The 16,416-nt window shown below is 43.1% G+C and carries 12 protein-coding genes; 3 read left to right on the top strand and 9 right to left on the bottom strand.

All coding sequences use genetic code 11. The features are described 5' to 3' along the window. Window positions 1-51: 51 nt before the first annotated feature. On the bottom strand, window positions 52-1,371 hold the full coding sequence (locus tag VER99_RS21980; protein ID WP_020335976.1) for a DUF1254 domain-containing protein: 1,320 nt from the start codon (window positions 1,369-1,371) through the stop codon (window positions 52-54). 162 nt (window positions 1,372-1,533) lie between these two features. Between VER99_RS21980 and VER99_RS21975 the strand changes: the two genes are divergently transcribed. Then, window positions 1,534-2,415, top strand: coding sequence for a LysR family transcriptional regulator (locus VER99_RS21975; RefSeq protein WP_020335977.1), 882 nt, complete (start codon window positions 1,534-1,536; stop codon window positions 2,413-2,415). A gap of 189 nt (window positions 2,416-2,604) precedes the next feature. Here VER99_RS21975 and VER99_RS21970 read toward each other — a convergent pair whose 3' ends face one another. The 4 genes from VER99_RS21970 to VER99_RS21955 form a co-directional block, all read right to left on the bottom strand. Then, window positions 2,605-3,687: a YkvI family membrane protein gene (locus VER99_RS21970; RefSeq protein ID WP_014234351.1), complete on the bottom strand. Its 1,083-nt coding sequence runs from the start codon at window positions 3,685-3,687 to the stop codon at window positions 2,605-2,607. 944 nt (window positions 3,688-4,631) lie between these two features. Continuing rightward, complete coding sequence (locus tag VER99_RS21965) at window positions 4,632-8,408, bottom strand: S8 family serine peptidase (RefSeq protein ID WP_020335978.1); 3,777 nt, start codon at window positions 8,406-8,408, stop codon at window positions 4,632-4,634. Window positions 8,409-9,718: 1,310 nt separating this feature from the next. After that, window positions 9,719-10,312, bottom strand: coding sequence for a cysteine dioxygenase family protein (locus VER99_RS21960; protein ID WP_020335979.1), 594 nt, complete (start codon window positions 10,310-10,312; stop codon window positions 9,719-9,721). Between the two features lie 120 nt (window positions 10,313-10,432). Then, a complete protein-coding gene (locus tag VER99_RS21955) occupies window positions 10,433-10,903 on the bottom strand; it encodes a nucleoside deaminase (protein WP_020335980.1) in 471 nt (156 codons plus the stop codon). A 143-nt stretch (window positions 10,904-11,046) separates the two neighbouring features. On the opposite strand from VER99_RS21955, the gene VER99_RS21950 reads away from it, so the two are divergent. Next, window positions 11,047-11,937: a LysR family transcriptional regulator gene (locus VER99_RS21950; protein ID WP_020335981.1), complete on the top strand. Its 891-nt coding sequence runs from the start codon at window positions 11,047-11,049 to the stop codon at window positions 11,935-11,937. A 35-nt stretch (window positions 11,938-11,972) separates the two neighbouring features. Further along, window positions 11,973-12,503 carry an RNA 2',3'-cyclic phosphodiesterase gene (gene thpR / locus VER99_RS21945; protein WP_024372977.1) on the top strand — a complete coding sequence of 177 codons (531 nt, stop codon included), beginning with the start codon at window positions 11,973-11,975 and terminating at the stop codon, window positions 12,501-12,503. Between the two features lie 84 nt (window positions 12,504-12,587). Here the strand turns inward: thpR and VER99_RS21940 are convergent, their stop codons facing one another. The 4 genes from VER99_RS21940 to VER99_RS21925 form a co-directional block, all read right to left on the bottom strand. Continuing rightward, the gene (locus VER99_RS21940) at window positions 12,588-14,018 is read right to left on the bottom strand and encodes an alanine/glycine:cation symporter family protein (RefSeq protein ID WP_231113068.1); all 1,431 of its coding nucleotides are present in this window, start codon (window positions 14,016-14,018) and stop codon (window positions 12,588-12,590) included. Window positions 14,019-14,328: 310 nt separating this feature from the next. After that, on the bottom strand, window positions 14,329-14,997 hold the full coding sequence (artM, locus tag VER99_RS21935; protein WP_020335984.1) for an arginine ABC transporter permease ArtM: 669 nt from the start codon (window positions 14,995-14,997) through the stop codon (window positions 14,329-14,331). After that, the gene (gene artQ / locus VER99_RS21930; protein WP_020335985.1) at window positions 14,994-15,683 is read right to left on the bottom strand and encodes an arginine ABC transporter permease ArtQ; all 690 of its coding nucleotides are present in this window, start codon (window positions 15,681-15,683) and stop codon (window positions 14,994-14,996) included. Before artQ ends, artM begins: the two co-directional genes overlap by 4 nt. A 1-nt stretch (window position 15,684) precedes the next feature. Continuing rightward, window positions 15,685-16,416 carry a lysine/arginine/ornithine ABC transporter substrate-binding protein gene (locus tag VER99_RS21925; protein WP_014234360.1) on the bottom strand — a complete coding sequence of 244 codons (732 nt, stop codon included), beginning with the start codon at window positions 16,414-16,416 and terminating at the stop codon, window positions 15,685-15,687.

The raw sequence follows: 16,416 nt of genomic DNA, 5'->3' as shown, positions 1-16,416 counted from the left end.
AAAACAACAAAGCGCCCAAACTGGGCGCTTTATTCGATAAGTCGTTGCGAGTTACTTACTGACTTTTAACGTAGGAAATGCATATCCACCCTGCTGTATTTCTTTACTCGGTCCATACATCCGCAAGATAATGTAAGCATCTTTTTCCGGAATTGGCAGCCAATTGGTATCACTTTCTTTTCCAGTCGAACTTAGCTCAATCGTATACATGCCGTCCGCATCGGGTTTAAGAGTACGGTCGCCGCGGCTGTGACGGTTAATTTCGTTGTGAGCCATCAGACGGTTATCAGACCCATATACAGTGAACGACCAGAACTGACTCACATCCGGAGCTTTGAAGTGCATCACGTATTTTTTACCATCTGAGCCGTTGATATTCTTACCATCTCCTCCCGTCTCTGCTTTTAGGTAAACAGATTCATCAGGCGGCAATCCCCACTGTCCCAAGTATGTACCTTCAGCAAACAAATCGCGTTCACCATCTCCCAGCTGCTCTCTCGTACCAAGCAATTTACCTGCATTAGTCATTTGCGGAGCGAGCTCTTGAAGATGTTTCATCCCTAACTCTTTACCCACTTTGGCGGCGGCGAGTTGTTCTTTGGTAAAGTCTTCTTTGCAAGGTTCTAAACCAATGTCTTTGTATTGATCGAGCCATTTCTTATCAGCGGTACCCATGTCACCATCACAAAGAACGTAATTAACTCGTTGCAACCAGTTTGTTTCGTCATATTTAGGATAGGTTCTGACTTTCTCTTTTGGTCCCGGAACACCAAGATACGCCGATAACGTTCTAATATTCCAATCATCCATATAATTTAGGGCAACCTTTTCGTCTTCTTTGCCCACAGCCATGATTCGGCCCATTAACTTAATGATATTGGAATCAACATAAATAACTTCATCGACACTTGCAGGAACATCCCCCGTCCACGAACGGGCAGCAAACATAAAGCTGCCACCTTTGTTCCCTCTTAAACGAGAGCCAATCATGGATGTAGTGTAGTGACCCATGTCCATAGTATGTAGAATCCAATAGCGACCTTCATCCATGTCAGGCACGCTTACCACAACAGGCTCTGCGGCTACATCTAACCACCCCATTAAATGTAATGTGTCATTGTTTATGGTTACATGGGCAGTGTATGAGTCGTCAGCAATATGACGAATATTCTGAAAACGATTGAGCGGTGTATCCGTTTCAACAGCAGTTTCGTAGAAAAATTTGTAAGCTTCATCGATAGAATAAGCATAAATAAAAGCGTCTTGAGCTAGCTTATCGGGGATAGGCTTAGCAAAAGCGAACTGAGTAGCAAAAGGGCTTAACATCGCTGAAGCGACTAGCAACGAGACAAATGGTTTTTTACCAATCATTTTCTTCTCCGAGAATATGAACAATCACCTAATCAACCGATTGAATATAGTTGATAATTAGAACCTTTGAACTAATTGTTGCTATATTATTAGGAATTTCCGGAATGTGAGAAAATTCAATCTTGAATAATTTTCAATTTAGCTTGAGATTAGGATCCATCAATGCGCTTTGACCTCGACTTCAATCTATTAAAAACACTGCTAGTGCTTGCCGAAAAGCAAAACCTGAAAAAAGCGGGGATGACCTTAGGTTTAACAGAAAGTGCGGTTAGTAAACAGTTGACTCGCCTTCGAGAGCAACTTAATGACGAACTGTTTATTAGAATGTCTGGTAAGCTTGAACCGACCAGTTATGCTCAATCCATTATTCCGAAAGTAAAAGTTGCTATTGGCGACCTAGAAGAAGCGGTCGAACCAGCCACCTTTGAACCATCGACATACTCAGATCCTATTCATATTGCCTTGCCTGATTTAGTGATAGAAAGGTTTGGTATCACGTTGTACGAAAAACTGTTGCAAAAGTTCCCTTCCACATCTGTCACTCTTCATTCTTGGGGAGATGAGACTGAAAATAAAATCGTATCAGGACAAATTAATTTCGGTGTTCACCTTCTTCACCCTGAAAGATCTTCAGGGGTCTACCAGCAACATATATGCGATGACGCATTAATCATCGCGTCTGCTGCTAAACATGGTGAGTACCATTGGGATGAAGTGAAGCACTGGCCTTTTATTAAACAAAGAGCAATTGGTTGGAACGAGCAAAAATTCCAGTTTATAGAACATTTGCATAACAATGGAATCGATCTCAACTATGCCCATGAGATTGACAGTGCCTCTTTTGCGTTAAAGATAATGACGAGCAGAAAGGTAGCAAACGTGTTACCTAGCAAGGTGCTTGGTAAAGAGTTTATGCAGGTTGCGGGAACAGAATTTATTAATTTCGACATCATTTGGGCATCAAATACACGTACGACTGATAGAAAATCCCCCTTATATCAATGCCTACACTTATTGTTCTCAAAGATGTTTATTGAAAGATAACGTGAATAGAGGCTAGGAAAAAGATCGATTACCACACAAGAAAAAGTAGAGAAAAATCCTACTGGGAGTGGTATGAGGCATTACCATTTCAACTTTAAATTTGGATAGGTAATGTACTGACTCTTATAAAAAACGGCATCCCGATTGGTCCGGTCTGCCGTTTTTACTATTAGTCAATGTTAATCAACATTATTCGGCAGCAAAAGCGGGTTGCTGAAGTTGTGCTTCGTCTTTTCTTAGTTTAATTGGAGCATAGATAAGTGCACCAACAAGGAACAGACCTAAGTAACCGATCAGCGGGTAGAATACAGCAACTAACTGAGTGAAACCGGCAAAGCTAGCCACAAAGCCAACAATCAAGGTAGCAAAGATAAACTTGTTCGCTTTAGCCGTTTTCATTGGTACAAAGCGAGCTGCAAATGCGTAGAACATGCTCACTGCGGTATTGAAGATCATACCTAACAAAATGAATGTCATGAAGGTTGACAGTGCTGGTGAAATCATATCGATGATTTTTAGTAGCGGCATTGGGTATTCTGCGACCACTTCAATCTTAGAAAATAGTGCTAAGTGGCTAAGTACGATTAGTACGCCGACTCCAGCACCACCAAGAAGTCCACCCAGTTTTGCAACTTTAGGGTTTGATTCCGCACCGCCCATAACCAGTGCCATGGCCGCGCCCACCGCTAGGTTGAAAGATACGTAGTTGATTGCTGAGATAAACCAGTTAGGTAGTGTTGATTCAACACTTTCAGCAATTGGCGCTAAGGTATCAAAAGATTGATCCATTGTGATGATGCTGTAGGCACAAATAACAACCAGAGCAACAATCAAAAATGGTGTAATACTACCAATAACCGCGACAACACGATTTACATTCATCATTGCGGTCAGGCCGATTAGGACCGTTAGAAGAGCGCTTCCGACGTATCCTGGCAGGTCAAATTGTTGTGTTAGAAGGGAACCAGCTCCGGCAATCATTACTACGCCTACACCAAACAAGGTGAAGATAATCACATAGTCTACGATAACGCCAACCCAACGGCCGCTAATTTGGTAGATGACTTTTTTGTGTGACATGGTCTTGGTTTGAGAGCCAAGCATTGTCAGCATCATACCTAGGTATGCAAATAGGGCCGTTGCCAGCACCGCAGCTGCTGTGCCCCAATGTCCAAAGCTTGTGAAGTACTGCAATACTTCCTGTCCGGAGGCAAATCCGGCCCCGACAATAATTCCGATAAACGCACTCGCGATTTTAAGAATGTTCCACATGGTAGGCAAATCTCCTTGTCGACTATTAATCAACTTATGTAATTGTATTTGTAGTTGTAGTTCTTTTGGTTACTTGTTGTTAATTGATGTAACAACAGCGGGGGCAATAAGTATCACATCTGTTAACAGAACTGCATAGTGTGTTGTTTTATATGTGATCAAAAGTGGAAGTTTGCTAATTTTTTGTTAAAACTCTTGAAAGTTTAACCCTTAGAGTATAGTGCTATTATTGACGTTTATTTAATCTAAACAATATGGATGAGATATGAGAAATTTTAATTATTTTTCTATACATATCAAATATTTAAATTAACAAAAATAACCTCTCTTATAATTGATTATAGTTTTACTATAACCTACTTCTCATTTAACTATTCACTACGATCTATTTTTCCATGGGAATGTTTCTTATTTTTGTGATGATATTGTGTACATTTAAGCATTTCACTACTGAGTGATGTTAAATATTCGATATTACACAATCTTCGTGACACACCGACTAAGAACCTCAGCATTAAAAGGTGAAATTTCCTTAAATTAGAATAAGATAAATAATAAAGATAAGAAAACATTGCGCTGAGGAATCAGAGTTTTTTTACAAGTTATCTATTTTTTAGACATGTGATATGTGTGTTCAAATGTGTTGATATGTTCATTCATTGAGCAGCAGCTCTGTCTTGCTAGATCAGTCGGATAAGAAGTTATGACAAAGTAGACATTCGTTAAATCAGTACCATTTAAGGGGCGTTGTAGATTAATTCAGCCTAAAGTATTTATCTCTGATCTATTTAATGCCGAGTTTTCACCTAAAAGTGCTGCTGTAGTAACCCTAGCCTTTGCCTAATACGGAAATGGGAACAATAAAAAAGCCCCTTTCGGGGCTTTTACTTTCTAGAAAACCACACCGCGCCAAAGATTGTCACTGTGGCTGTAATAAGCGAGCTTTATTTGAGCATGTAAGCACGTAATGTTGTAACTTGCGCAGAACTTGAGTCTGTATCGCTCATTACTACACGTAAGTGAACAAATTCACCTGCTTCACCGTCATTTGGCACGGTAGCAACCCACTGGCCATCTTCATAAGCCACTTGAGCATTGACCCAATCTGATTCATTCAGTTTGTCATAAACTGGACAGTACGAGTAAGCAGAAACATAGCTCACTACACATTCCTGACCATAAGCGTATTGCAGGGTCACTTCTGCCAGAGTCACATCTTCATTGCTGTCCATTTCACCCGAAAGAACAACTTTTGCAGGCTCGCCTGCAGGATGGCTGTTATGCATATCGACTGGAACATCAATTTTCGGTACCAAAATAGGTTGCGCACCTTGCATGCTTTGGTCAGTCATGAAGGTAAAGATACCCTGATAAAACGAACCTAGCTTGTCGTCAATCGGTGAACGCTCGGCAACACCACGGTTATAATTACGTAGCTCCAGGCGCACTTCCGCACTTTCTATAGGCAGGGTTAAGGTGCCAGTGTCCATGTACGTGCTCTCACCATTTACCCATAAACCATAGGCTGCTCGACCATTGTAACCTGCAATAGCATCGTGACCTGACGCATCCCCAAACTGCGGGAAGTTCCAGCGAATCAAATTGGTATCGCGGTAACCAACAGAATGAGAACTCGTGTTCAAGCTTGCGCCTTTTGGTCCTCTTAGCCAGGTAGTCTCTTCTTTAGCGCCAGCTTCCATAATTCGTGGGCCATCAAAATACGCGCCATCCGATTGAATGCGGCTGCCTTGCATTACAATGTTGGTCCAGGTGTTTTTGCTGGTTGCGGTGTAATATTCATCACGTACAACCGGTGCAACTAACATTTGTGGACTGCCCGTTGAATAGAACTCACCAGTGCTGTTGGTTTGAGCCATCATGTCGCGGAAAACAGGGCGTTCCTCACCTTGAGCATGGTACGCTGCACTAATGTGATACATGTCTTTATCATGCACACGAATTAAGCCACCTTTGTTGTGACCTTCAGTGATGTGATGTAGTTGGTAAGTATAAGGCGTCTTATCAACGGCAGTACCTGACCAGCTCACCTTGTTGCGACCACTTTGGATTTCTGCAAACAACATTTCACCTTCTTCAGCACTTAAGCCAACAATCGGCTTAGTCGGGATACCAGTAAAGGCTGTTTTATAACGACCATTAGTGCCTGGACGATAGAAAAGTACACCAATTGCACCTTGTTCCAGCGCACCTTTCACCATGTAAGAAGTGACATTGTAAGGGTTTTGGATCAAAGCAATTTTGCCAGCCAAATCAAATTGGCTCCAATCTGTGCTGTAACCACCTTCACCAACAGGTACTACTTCAGCGCTACCTTCACCATCAAAACCAACAGCAAGACCTTGTGCGACGGCATTTAGCTGCTGACCATTTTCCATGGTTAGCACAGTTTCAGGAGCGGTTGCATGAGTAGATAAAAATGCACGGAAACGGCTGTCGTAACCTTGTGACCACAGATACATGTTTTCAACATAATCCGGCATCAAATCAATCGCAGCGAGTTTCGCTACTTTATTGTCATCCAGAGCGTAGGTGAAACCAAACGAGAAGCCCTGTGTATCAATTGGCTTATCCGCTTTAAACTCCACTTTTTCTGCCACACCAGCATCAAAAGTCAGTACCGTATCTGAAGTGACTTTGTGATCAAGGTAGGCCATCTGCGCTGCGGATTCTGGTAGTCCACCAAAATCAGAATCATTGTCGTAAGTTACAATGTGTGAAATAACACTGTAGTTACCTTTAGGCAGGCTAATGCTGGCTTGACCATTGGTAAAGGAAAGTGCATGCCCCCAGTCATCTTCTTCATTAATGATATAGGCTTTAGAGAAACTGTTTGCAGGCTTGCCGCGGTTATCGTACGCGTTTAATGTCAGCTCGACTTCTGGCGGCTGGATCAAAAACGAAACAGGCACAATAATTTGATCATCCGATTGACCAGTACCCTCGCCTTTAATACGTCCAGTTATGGTGCCATAAGCGCCATCGCGCAGCGCCACTTGTGGCTCAATCCAAATTGGCACGTCCACTGAACCATTCGCAGGTACCGTTACTGATTTAACGCCTAAACCCGCCAGAGTCGCAGGCAATTGCGTTATACCGTCTTCGCCGATCAGATCCATGCTCAGTTTATAAGTTACATCACTGTTGCTGATATTGGTCAGCGTCACATGCGCATCGACACTAACAGCAGATGACACGTCAACAAAGCGACCTAGTTCTACGTTTGGCGCGGCAATAACTGGTTGAGTAATTGCGCGGTTCACATCCATTGGGCCTGCGCCCTGCTCTAACACATGAGCGTCATTATCAAAGACTGAAGAAGTTAAAACGCGTTTGAGTTGTACTGGAGATAGATCTGGACGAGCCTGTAATACAATCGCCGCACCACCTGCAACATGAGGTGCCGACATTGATGTACCCGACAAAGAGCGGTAAGCGTTGCTACCCACGCCTCCAGATGCAGCAGCCACGACATCGACACCTTGTGAGCCGATATCTGGTTTCGCTGAGTGGCCATCTGGTGATGGACCACGCGAAGAGAACACAGCCGTCTGATTTTCACGATCCAATGCAGCTACAGTCAAGGCGCTTGGCGCACAGCCCGGCGAACCCACCGTTTCACGGGTAAAGCTGTTACCGGCTGAAATAACAAACAGAGCTTGATCTCTAAATGCTTCAACCACGTCTACCATTGGGCCTTCACAGGCTGTGGCTGAACCACCTAGAGACATATTGACGATGTCTGCGCCATTTTCGACGGCCCAGATCATGCCATTAATAATACCGTAAGTACTGCCACCACCGCTGTTGCTCAGAACTTTACCAACGAGAAGATCAGCACCAGGCGCCATGCCTGCCCAATACCCATTCGATTCTGACCCCGTACCAGCAATGGTTGAAGCCGTGTGAGTGCCGTGACCATTTAAATCATCAACACCGTTTGCTGAATATGAAAAGTCTTTTGCGCCAATCACCTGCCCTCTCAAGTCACTATGCTCAACATCGTAGCCAGTATCCAATACCGCTACTGTGACGCCTTCACCATTAAACGTGACGGCTGAAGGGCCCAACGCGCCTGTCAAAGGTACAGTAGGTGTTAACGTGGTGCCAACAGATTGCTTATGACCATGAATCACAGCATCAAGCCAAACTCCTTCAATGCGTCCATCCTGTGTCAGGCTTTCCCATACAGCCTCGGCTTTCTCTTTTTCGATGCCAAATGCGGCACTGTCGATTAATTCGATTTCACCAGTCAGCGAAGTACCTTCGATTACAGTGGGCGTTGCTGCACCTGCAAGCGATCCATCTGCGTATTCGATTATCACAGGAAGATGGTCTGTGCTCGCGTCATCATAATTTGACTGATAGAGCTTATTGATATTAAACAACTCTAAGTCAATGGCGCGTGAGTCTACAAAAGGCTGTGCTTTGGCTGGCACCAAGTAGGTGTCGTTACCACGTTTGAAAACAGAAGTGGCAATTTCCACACCGTCTTTATTCAGCATGCGAATACCACCAAGTTCACCGGCATTATTCACAACTGCACTGACTTTGTCGCCAGTAATCAAGGTGAATTCAAGCCCTTTAGCTCCCCCTTGTACCGCAGCCAATTCCGTTTCAGCTTGCGTACATAGTGACATACTTGCACCTAATAACGCTAAACAATGCACAGCAACCTTGCTGCGCTTAAAGCGACTACTCATATATTCCCTTATATCTAAATTTTTATATTTATACAGTTTGCTATCGTTTGATTTTACAGACTGCAAACCAAATCTCTTTTATTTCAAACACAGTACATACAGCCCCTGAGTATGAGAAAAATGACTACCACATTATTTACACCAGATAATCACTATGTGTTTTTACCGTCAACTTTCGTTTTTATGAGGATAAAATTTATATTTAAACGTACTAGCGTACGGTTTAAAAATCTTATTATCTCCTTAAAACAGAGAGTAGTTATATTAAATAAACCCTCTAAAACCAATATTAATGGATACAAGAAACACTATACATGCGGATAAGATCACGCCAGATAATGCAAAGTGCTTTCAATAAAATCGTCGTTTTAAAAATATAATCGATAACATTTAGCTTCAAATATCATCGAAATCTAAGTTAAAATCAAAATAAAAGCCTAGCCGCATCAAAAATATTAAAATGTTTTTAATATTTATATTTTCATTCATTTACCGCACAAAATGTGATTCTAATTCAAAGGTGTTATTTTAAAATATAATACTCCGCTAAATTAATGACGTGATGAGTTAAATGGATAAAGTCACTAATGGGATACTAGTGATTTTCCTACACGTACGTTGCATCATTTTCATAAGAGACTCATTGGCAATCCGTTCATGACAAATGACTACACAGAACCACAAAATACCTGACTTTCATTCAATAGGTTCAGAATGTACACGTAAATCGACGTCTGTTAAGGACTTCTTCCAAGCCTTTAAGCACCATGCGCCGAGATTAATTTTTGAACAGACGTTGCCAAGATTTATAAATATCGTCACGATTACCGTTCTTTACAAATTGAACTAATGCGTAGAGATACCGAGTGCGGAATATTTTATTACCCTAGGCGCTAATGCAGAGATAATGGTTGGAAGATCGTACACAATTCCCGCTGTTATTGAAGACAATATTTATACTATTTGCCCATAGTAATTATAATGATATACGAGTTCTTAGTTTCTGTATTATTTCAGGACCAACTACTCTATATAAACACTCACTTCCATAAACTGCATGATTTTTAAATAACTTACGTGTTCGTTTTAAACGACGACTACTTATTTTTATGAGTATTGGGTAAATATTAATCGCTATTGCACAAAATAACGAATGAAGTGAGCCAATATATTAAGGGATATTTTCGTGGTACAAGTAAAATGTTCTTCGTGCTAAAGCTTGAGCTTGATATTGACCGTTGAAGAAGACAGCTGCTTCGGCGTAGCACCTTTCTAGTCTCATTGGTCATTACTTATCAACAGACCGTTCATTACTCCGTTGAACGGTCCCATATATTCGGCAGCACTTTGTTTGAATATCCAGAAATAAAACGCTTTACCTCCCCTGTCTGTAAGTCATAGAGATGTCGACTCACAGACCCAATGTTGGCACCGTAGATGTGGATGCTGATCGAGGTACGATCTGAGTGAGCGTTTGATACCTTATGAATATCTCCTATACGAGGTGATACTAGGTCAATGTCACCACATTGGAGTTCATGTTTCCCATTCGGTTGTAATCTATTCGATTTTGGATCCAAATAAAACTCTTCACAACACTCAGCACCTCGCATTACTCCTACCATACCCCACACGGTGTGATCATGCACTGGCGTCTGCTGACCGGGTCCCCAAACAAAACTCACCACGGAAAAGCGCTCCAATGGGTCGCAATGCAATAAGTATTGCTGATACGTTTCTGGATTTGGTTGAGCGAACTGATCAGGCAACCAATCATCGCAGCTGACAAGTTCGGAGAGGAGCCGTTTGCCGTCCATGATAATACGCGCTTCATCTTGGCCCGCTTTATCGACCAAATGTGTGAAGGCGTTAATAAAGTCCCTTAACCTGGATATGTTACTCATTGCTGACTTTCCGTCTCGTTGGATAAAACGTTTTAACTATAGCAGGTAGTGCGGTCGGCCTTGGATTTCCGCTCGCGCTATGCAGAGAACTGAGAGGTAGAAGCCTCTTGATATTCCGCCTTACCAAAAACCAATATGGTCAGCAGCAATCTCTTCCTCTAGCTGAACGTATGGCCCACGGACTTCAACTTTGCGCTGTCCAGCCATGAATACATCCCGGCAGGCTAAATCTAGCGTTAAGTTTTCAGGGTTGTCGCCGGTTAATTCAGCAAGACGCTTTTCTGTAAGCCCAAACACCACGCTACCAATACCAGCCCAGTAAATCGAACCGGCACACATACAACAAGGTTCGACTGATGTCACTAACGTACACTTCTCTAGAAATTCCGGTTTATATTGACGAGAGGCAAGGCGAGCGACATTGGACTCAGCATGACCAACTCCCTTATCTTGCTGATAAGTGTTACCAGAACGAATCAGTATTTCTCCGTCTGGACCAATCAACATTGCGCCAAAAGGATGATTCCCACTTTCCACACTCAATTTTGCTAACTCAATGGTGAGTTTCAGATTTTCAATGTCGTGTTTCATCACTAACTCCATATATTGATGTTTTTAAGTCCCTTATTGAATCTGAAAACACTATAAGAGAGCGTAACCGTTATTCAAACTAGAACGTTTAGAAAGCTGCGTGCTAATATTTAGAACAGTATTTTTATTCTCGGATATTAGTCATGTCTGCATTAACAAAAGAAATTCGATCGTTTGTCGTCATCGCACACGAAAAATCTGTACGTAAAGCCGCAGAAAAGCTGCATATTGCCGCGTCAGCGTTGAGCCGTCAGATGAATATTCTTGAAGAAGATTTCGGTACTCAATTACTTGTGAGACTCCCAAAAGGGATTGAGCTAACGGAGCAAGGTCAGGCGCTTTATAAACAAGCGCAACAATGGATTACTGAAGAAAACCGCTTTCGACGGAGCTTAAAGGAAGAGGCTCAGCAAAACTTAATTCAACTACGTATCGGCGCAGTTGACTGCCTAAGCCACAGTGTTCTGCCTAAACTTTACAATTTGCTTTCCTCTCAATTCGACAATTTACGTGTTCACTTTACAACCGGAGACACACAAACACTGACAAACTTGCTTTTGGATAATCAATTGGATTTCATTATCGCGTTTAACGTCGCCAGACATGAAAAAATCCAATTTGCAGCACGGCACAGGACTAAGATTGGGCTGGTCCACCTCCCAAAACTATTCGATGAAAAAACGAAATCCATAGAATTGTACGAGTGCCTCAAATGGCCACTTTGCTTTCCTGACAAAAACTTATCAGTGCATACGCGTCTTTATTCGGAGATCCTGAGACAGAACAGTAGCTTTGATATTTCCGCCACAAGCAATTCGTTTAATTTGCTTGCTAGCCTGGTTCGTGAAGGTGCCGGAGTCAGTTTTATGACTTGGTATGACATTGAAAAACAAGTGATGAATGGTGAATTGGCGTTTACGCCACTGAAAGACAAACGACTAGAAGAAGAACTCTGCGTGTGCTTGCCGTCTACTGTAAAAATGAACGAACAGACCCAAAGTATAATCAATAGTATTCTTAAAGTAATCCAGTGACCACAAACACCGATTCTGGTTTGAGAGGGCGTTTTATGCGGTTATTTTTTGCACTGACCTTTGATGATGATACAAAGCGCAACTTAATGACGTACCAAAATTTATTGCGTTCAAGCGGTATAAATGGCCGACATACTCGTACAGCGAACCTCCATCTCACGTTGGCTTTTGTCGGTGAAGCGACGCAAGAGCAGAAGCAAAAGTTAATCCGTATCTTGCGTCAGTTGAAATCAAAATGTGATGGTCTACAAATCGATCATTTAGGTGCGTTTCACCAAAAACGAAGTCGGTTGGTTTGGATGGGAATAGCAAGCAATCGCGCATTAATGAATTTACAAAGAGAATTGACGACAGCACTGAAAGCACAAGGCTTTGCTACTGAAGCAAAAAAGTATATGCCCCATATTACGCTTTTCCGTCATGATACTGGCGATACACAGCTAAAGTACGTCGATGTTAAGGCGCGACACGTTGATGTTTATTCAATTGCGCTAATGGAAAGTATATACGTTGACAATAAGCTAGCTTATCGAGTTGTCGATGAGGTGCTTCAGAGTCAGGGATAGGCTCCCTGACTCGTGACTATAACAAACGCGATTAACGCTCTCTCCCCTTCTAAGTAATCTCAACAGGATTGAAAAGCAGGTTTGCTATTTTTTATTTTTCGGTACCCAAGCCGTGCGGTCAATATCCAAATCAGGGAACTCATCGGGATTGAATTCCGGATGCTCAGCACCGGCAGCAAGTTTCTTCCTGTAATCCTTTAACAAACGCATTGCGGTTGGGAATAGCATAATCAATGCCAGCAAGTTTACGATGGCGAGTATCCCCATCATCGGGTCAGAGAAGAAAAATACTGAAGTCGCGCCTGGTGCAACCGCGCCAACAAATACGATAGCTATAACGGCAATTCGTAAAATGTGCAGCGACAATTTGCGCTGAGACATAAAGGTAAGTGCGTTTTCACCCAGATAGTAGTTGTAGATAACCGAACTAAACGAGAACAACAAAATAGCACCGGTTAGATAGTACTGAGACCACTGACCGAGGTGAGACACCAAAGACTGTTGAGTAAGGACAACGCCATCAACACCTTCGGCTCCCGGCACATAGACATCTCCGAGTAGAATCACGAAGGCGGTACAGCTACATACAACAATCGTATCGATAAATACGGACAGTGACTGAGTAATCCCCTGACTTATAGGATGAGATACATCTGCCGTTGCCGCGACATTAGGCGCTGAACCTAAACCCGCTTCATTTGAGAACAAACCTCGTCGTAGACCGTTAGCCAACGCAGCCCCCATACCACCGCCCACGACTTCCTCAATACCGAAAGCATTTTTAACGATAGTCATAATAACGCCTGGGAGCTCCGCAATGTTGATAATGATGACAAGCAACGCTAAGGCAACATACGCAACCGCCATGATTGGAACGATAACATCGGCCGCTTTCGCAATACGATGGATACCACCATAGATAATGAATCCAACAGCAATAGAAAGAAACACACCAGTGTACAAACGGTCAATACCAAGGCTGTCTGAAGCGGCACCTGCAACGGTATTGCCCTGAAATGCATTAAATCCGATAGCGAAAGAAGCGATCAGACAAACCGCATAAACGTAGGCGAGCCAACGATAGTCCTCACCAAGACCATGAATAATCGTACGCGCAGCACCGCCACGAAAATCATTGCCTTCCTTTCGTTTATAAAGCTGAGCGAGAGAACATTCGACCAAACTGGTCGCCATACCAACCAATGCCACCGCCCACATCCAGAAGACGGCTCCCGGCCCACCAAGCGTGATTGCAACAGCAACACCAGCGATGTTACCGCCACCTACACGTCCACCAATAGAGAGTAAAAGCGCTTCACGACCAGAGATAGCTTTTTCATCTGAAGTCTGGTTTTTCGTCAGCAATACGCGAAACATTCGCTTGAAGAACCGGAATTGAACAAAGTCAGTTACGATCGTAAAGAATAGACCAAAGATCACGAGGAACGGGACAAGAGCCCAACCCCATGTGAGGTCTCCGATAATACCAAAAAAGGATTCAAGTAATTGCATCATTATTCCTCAAATTAATTAAAGGCTTTCTGATTTATTAACTATACATTTGATAAATAAGTATAAATTTTTCAGTCCATGATAATCGGCACATCAGTTTTGTTTTTTCGATAAAACATCATGTAACTATTATGATAGTCAGTGAATTTGGGGATAGGAATAAAGATTGCGTAGCTAAAGATCATCGGGAAGCGATCGCTTTAAATGGCAAGTAGCATTTGTTTTTCTACAGGATGAGAAACAAAAAAATGCCCCTATTCGAGAGTCCGTGAATAGAGGCATTTAAAATTGAATGGCGTTTTGTAATAGCGTGTTATGCAGCTTCGAATGCTAAAGCTTTCTTCTCTACCTGACGGAAAATCAGCGTCAGAATGCCGTTGACCGTTAAGTAGAATGCACCCGCAACACCAAATACGGTAAGCGTATCGTAAGTTTGAGCGTTGATACGCTGCGCGTACCCCATAAGATCCATGATGGTGATGGTGCTCGCCAGAGAAGTCCCCTTGAAGACCAAGATCACTTCATTGGAATATGCCGGAACCGCGCGGCGAATCGCATACGGAAGCAATACTTTTAACGTAGTGGACTTGTTCATGCCGAGCGCACGACAAGCTTGCCACTGGCCTGATGGAATTGCGTTGAAAGCACCTTTAAACAACTGAGTACTGTATGACGCGGTATTCAACGCTAAAGCGAACATGGCACAGAACCATGGCTGGCTTAGCCATGACCACAAGAAGCTCTCCCTGATGACATCAAATTGCCCTGGGCCGTAGTAGACCAGAAAAATCTGTACCAACAGTGGTGTTCCCGTAAACAAGGTAATGATGCCTCGACTCAACCAATGCAAGCCTGGCGTACGCAGAATCAACGTTAGTGTCATCAACAAAGCAAGGATACAGCCGACAACCAACGACGCTGCGGTCAGTTGGATGCTGGTGCCAAGACCTTCAAGCAATTGCCAAACGTGTTGTTCGTTCATGCGGTAGCCTCCTGACCCATGCTGATTCCTTTAACCGAAAACTTCTTATCGATTAGCTTCACCGCTCGTTGTGTTATCAAAGTAATCACCAAATAAACGGCAGCCGCTGTCGCGTACCAAGTAAACGCCTCGTGTGTCGCAGCAGATGTAAGCTGAGCTTGCTTAAGAAGGTCAGTCACACCAATCAGAGAAACCAATGCGGTATCTTTGAGCAACACCAACCACTGGTTAGTGAGCCCTGGTAAAGCGTGTCTTACCGCTTGGGGCAAAACAACGCGTACAAAGGCGTGAATCGGACCGATCCCCAGCGCGCTCGCTGCTTCTCTCTGCCCTTTTCCGACCGCTTTGAGAGCACCACGCAACGTCTGAGAAGCGTAAGAGGCGAAGATCAATGACAGCGCAATCACACCAGACAAAAACGGGCTAACTTCAATAAAGTCACCGGTGATCAAAAACAGAACCTGTGTTGAGCCAAAATAGATGAACAACACAACAAGAAGCTCTGGCAATCCGCGAATCACCGTGACAAAGGCTGTTGTTGGCCATTTCACGAATAAACGACGAGACATTTCACCGCTGGCGAATAACACTGCCAGAATCAAACCGACTAACAGACTTGTAAAAGCTAACTGGACTGTCATCCAACTAGCTTGCACAAGCGATAAAGAGTAACCCGTTAACACCATATTAGTTACCGAAGTACTTGTTGAAGATCACGTCATATTGACCGTTTGCTTTTACGGTTTTAAGCGCAGTATTCAGTTTGTTTACAAGTTCTTCATTGTCTTTGTTTACCGCGATACCAAAACCGTTACCGAAGTACTTCGCATTCGTTACACGTTCGCCAACGTAAGTCAGGTTATCTTCTTTCTTAAACCATTCAGCGACAACGGCTGTATCACCGAAAACAGAATCAATACGTCCGTTTTTCATATCGATGAATGCGTCTTGGTAGCTTGCATAAGGAACCGCAGTCACACCAGGAAGCTGCTCAAGCAGGTATGTTTGGTGAGTGGTACCATTTTGTACACCGACACGCTTGCCTTCTAGCTGAGTTTTATCCGCAACTTTGCCTTTCACAGAAACGAATGCAGCTGAGTTGTCGTAGTACGAATCAGAAAAGTTTACTTGCTCTAAACGCGCATCAGTGATGTCCATCGCTGAGATAGCCGCATCGTAACGTTTGAATTTTAATGCAGGAATCAAGCTGTCAAAAGCTTGGTTGTAGAAGCTACATTTTGTTTCCATTTCTTTACAAAGTGCGTTCGCAAGATCCACATCGAAGCCTTGGATTTGGTTATTTTCATCCATGTATTCGAATGGTGCGTACGTCGCTTCCATCGCGAATTTGATTTCTTCTTGAGCTGCTGCATTTGCAGACATAAGGCCGATTAGTGAAGCTAGTAAAATCTTTTTCAT

This window comes from Vibrio natriegens NBRC 15636 = ATCC 14048 = DSM 759, assembly GCF_035621455.1.
GTDB lineage: Bacteria > Pseudomonadota > Gammaproteobacteria > Enterobacterales > Vibrionaceae > Vibrio > Vibrio natriegens.
The sequence above is the reverse complement of the archived record's forward strand: the minus strand, read 5'-3'. Positions and strand labels throughout refer to the sequence as shown.

Bases quoted from the DNA above. Each gene is read 5' to 3' on its own strand.
- VER99_RS21925 (WP_014234360.1), bottom strand. From the start codon at position 16,416: ATGAAAAAGATTTTACTAGCTTCACTAATCGGCCTTATGTCTGCAAAT.
- VER99_RS21960 (WP_020335979.1), bottom strand. From the start codon at position 10,312: ATGAGTAACATATCCAGGTTAAGGGACTTTATTAACGCCTTCACACAT.
- thpR (WP_024372977.1), top strand. From the start codon at position 11,973: ATGCGGTTATTTTTTGCACTGACCTTTGATGATGATACAAAGCGCAAC.
- VER99_RS21950 (WP_020335981.1), top strand. From the start codon at position 11,047: ATGTCTGCATTAACAAAAGAAATTCGATCGTTTGTCGTCATCGCACAC.
- VER99_RS21955 (WP_020335980.1), bottom strand. From the start codon at position 10,903: ATGAAACACGACATTGAAAATCTGAAACTCACCATTGAGTTAGCAAAA.
- VER99_RS21940 (WP_231113068.1), bottom strand. From the start codon at position 14,018: ATGATGCAATTACTTGAATCCTTTTTTGGTATTATCGGAGACCTCACA.
- VER99_RS21970 (WP_014234351.1), bottom strand. From the start codon at position 3,687: ATGTGGAACATTCTTAAAATCGCGAGTGCGTTTATCGGAATTATTGTC.
- artM (WP_020335984.1), bottom strand. From the start codon at position 14,997: ATGAACGAACAACACGTTTGGCAATTGCTTGAAGGTCTTGGCACCAGC.
- VER99_RS21975 (WP_020335977.1), top strand. From the start codon at position 1,534: ATGCGCTTTGACCTCGACTTCAATCTATTAAAAACACTGCTAGTGCTT.
- VER99_RS21965 (WP_020335978.1), bottom strand. From the start codon at position 8,408: ATGAGTAGTCGCTTTAAGCGCAGCAAGGTTGCTGTGCATTGTTTAGCG.
- artQ (WP_020335985.1), bottom strand. From the start codon at position 15,683: ATGGTGTTAACGGGTTACTCTTTATCGCTTGTGCAAGCTAGTTGGATG.
- VER99_RS21980 (WP_020335976.1), bottom strand. From the start codon at position 1,371: ATGATTGGTAAAAAACCATTTGTCTCGTTGCTAGTCGCTTCAGCGATG.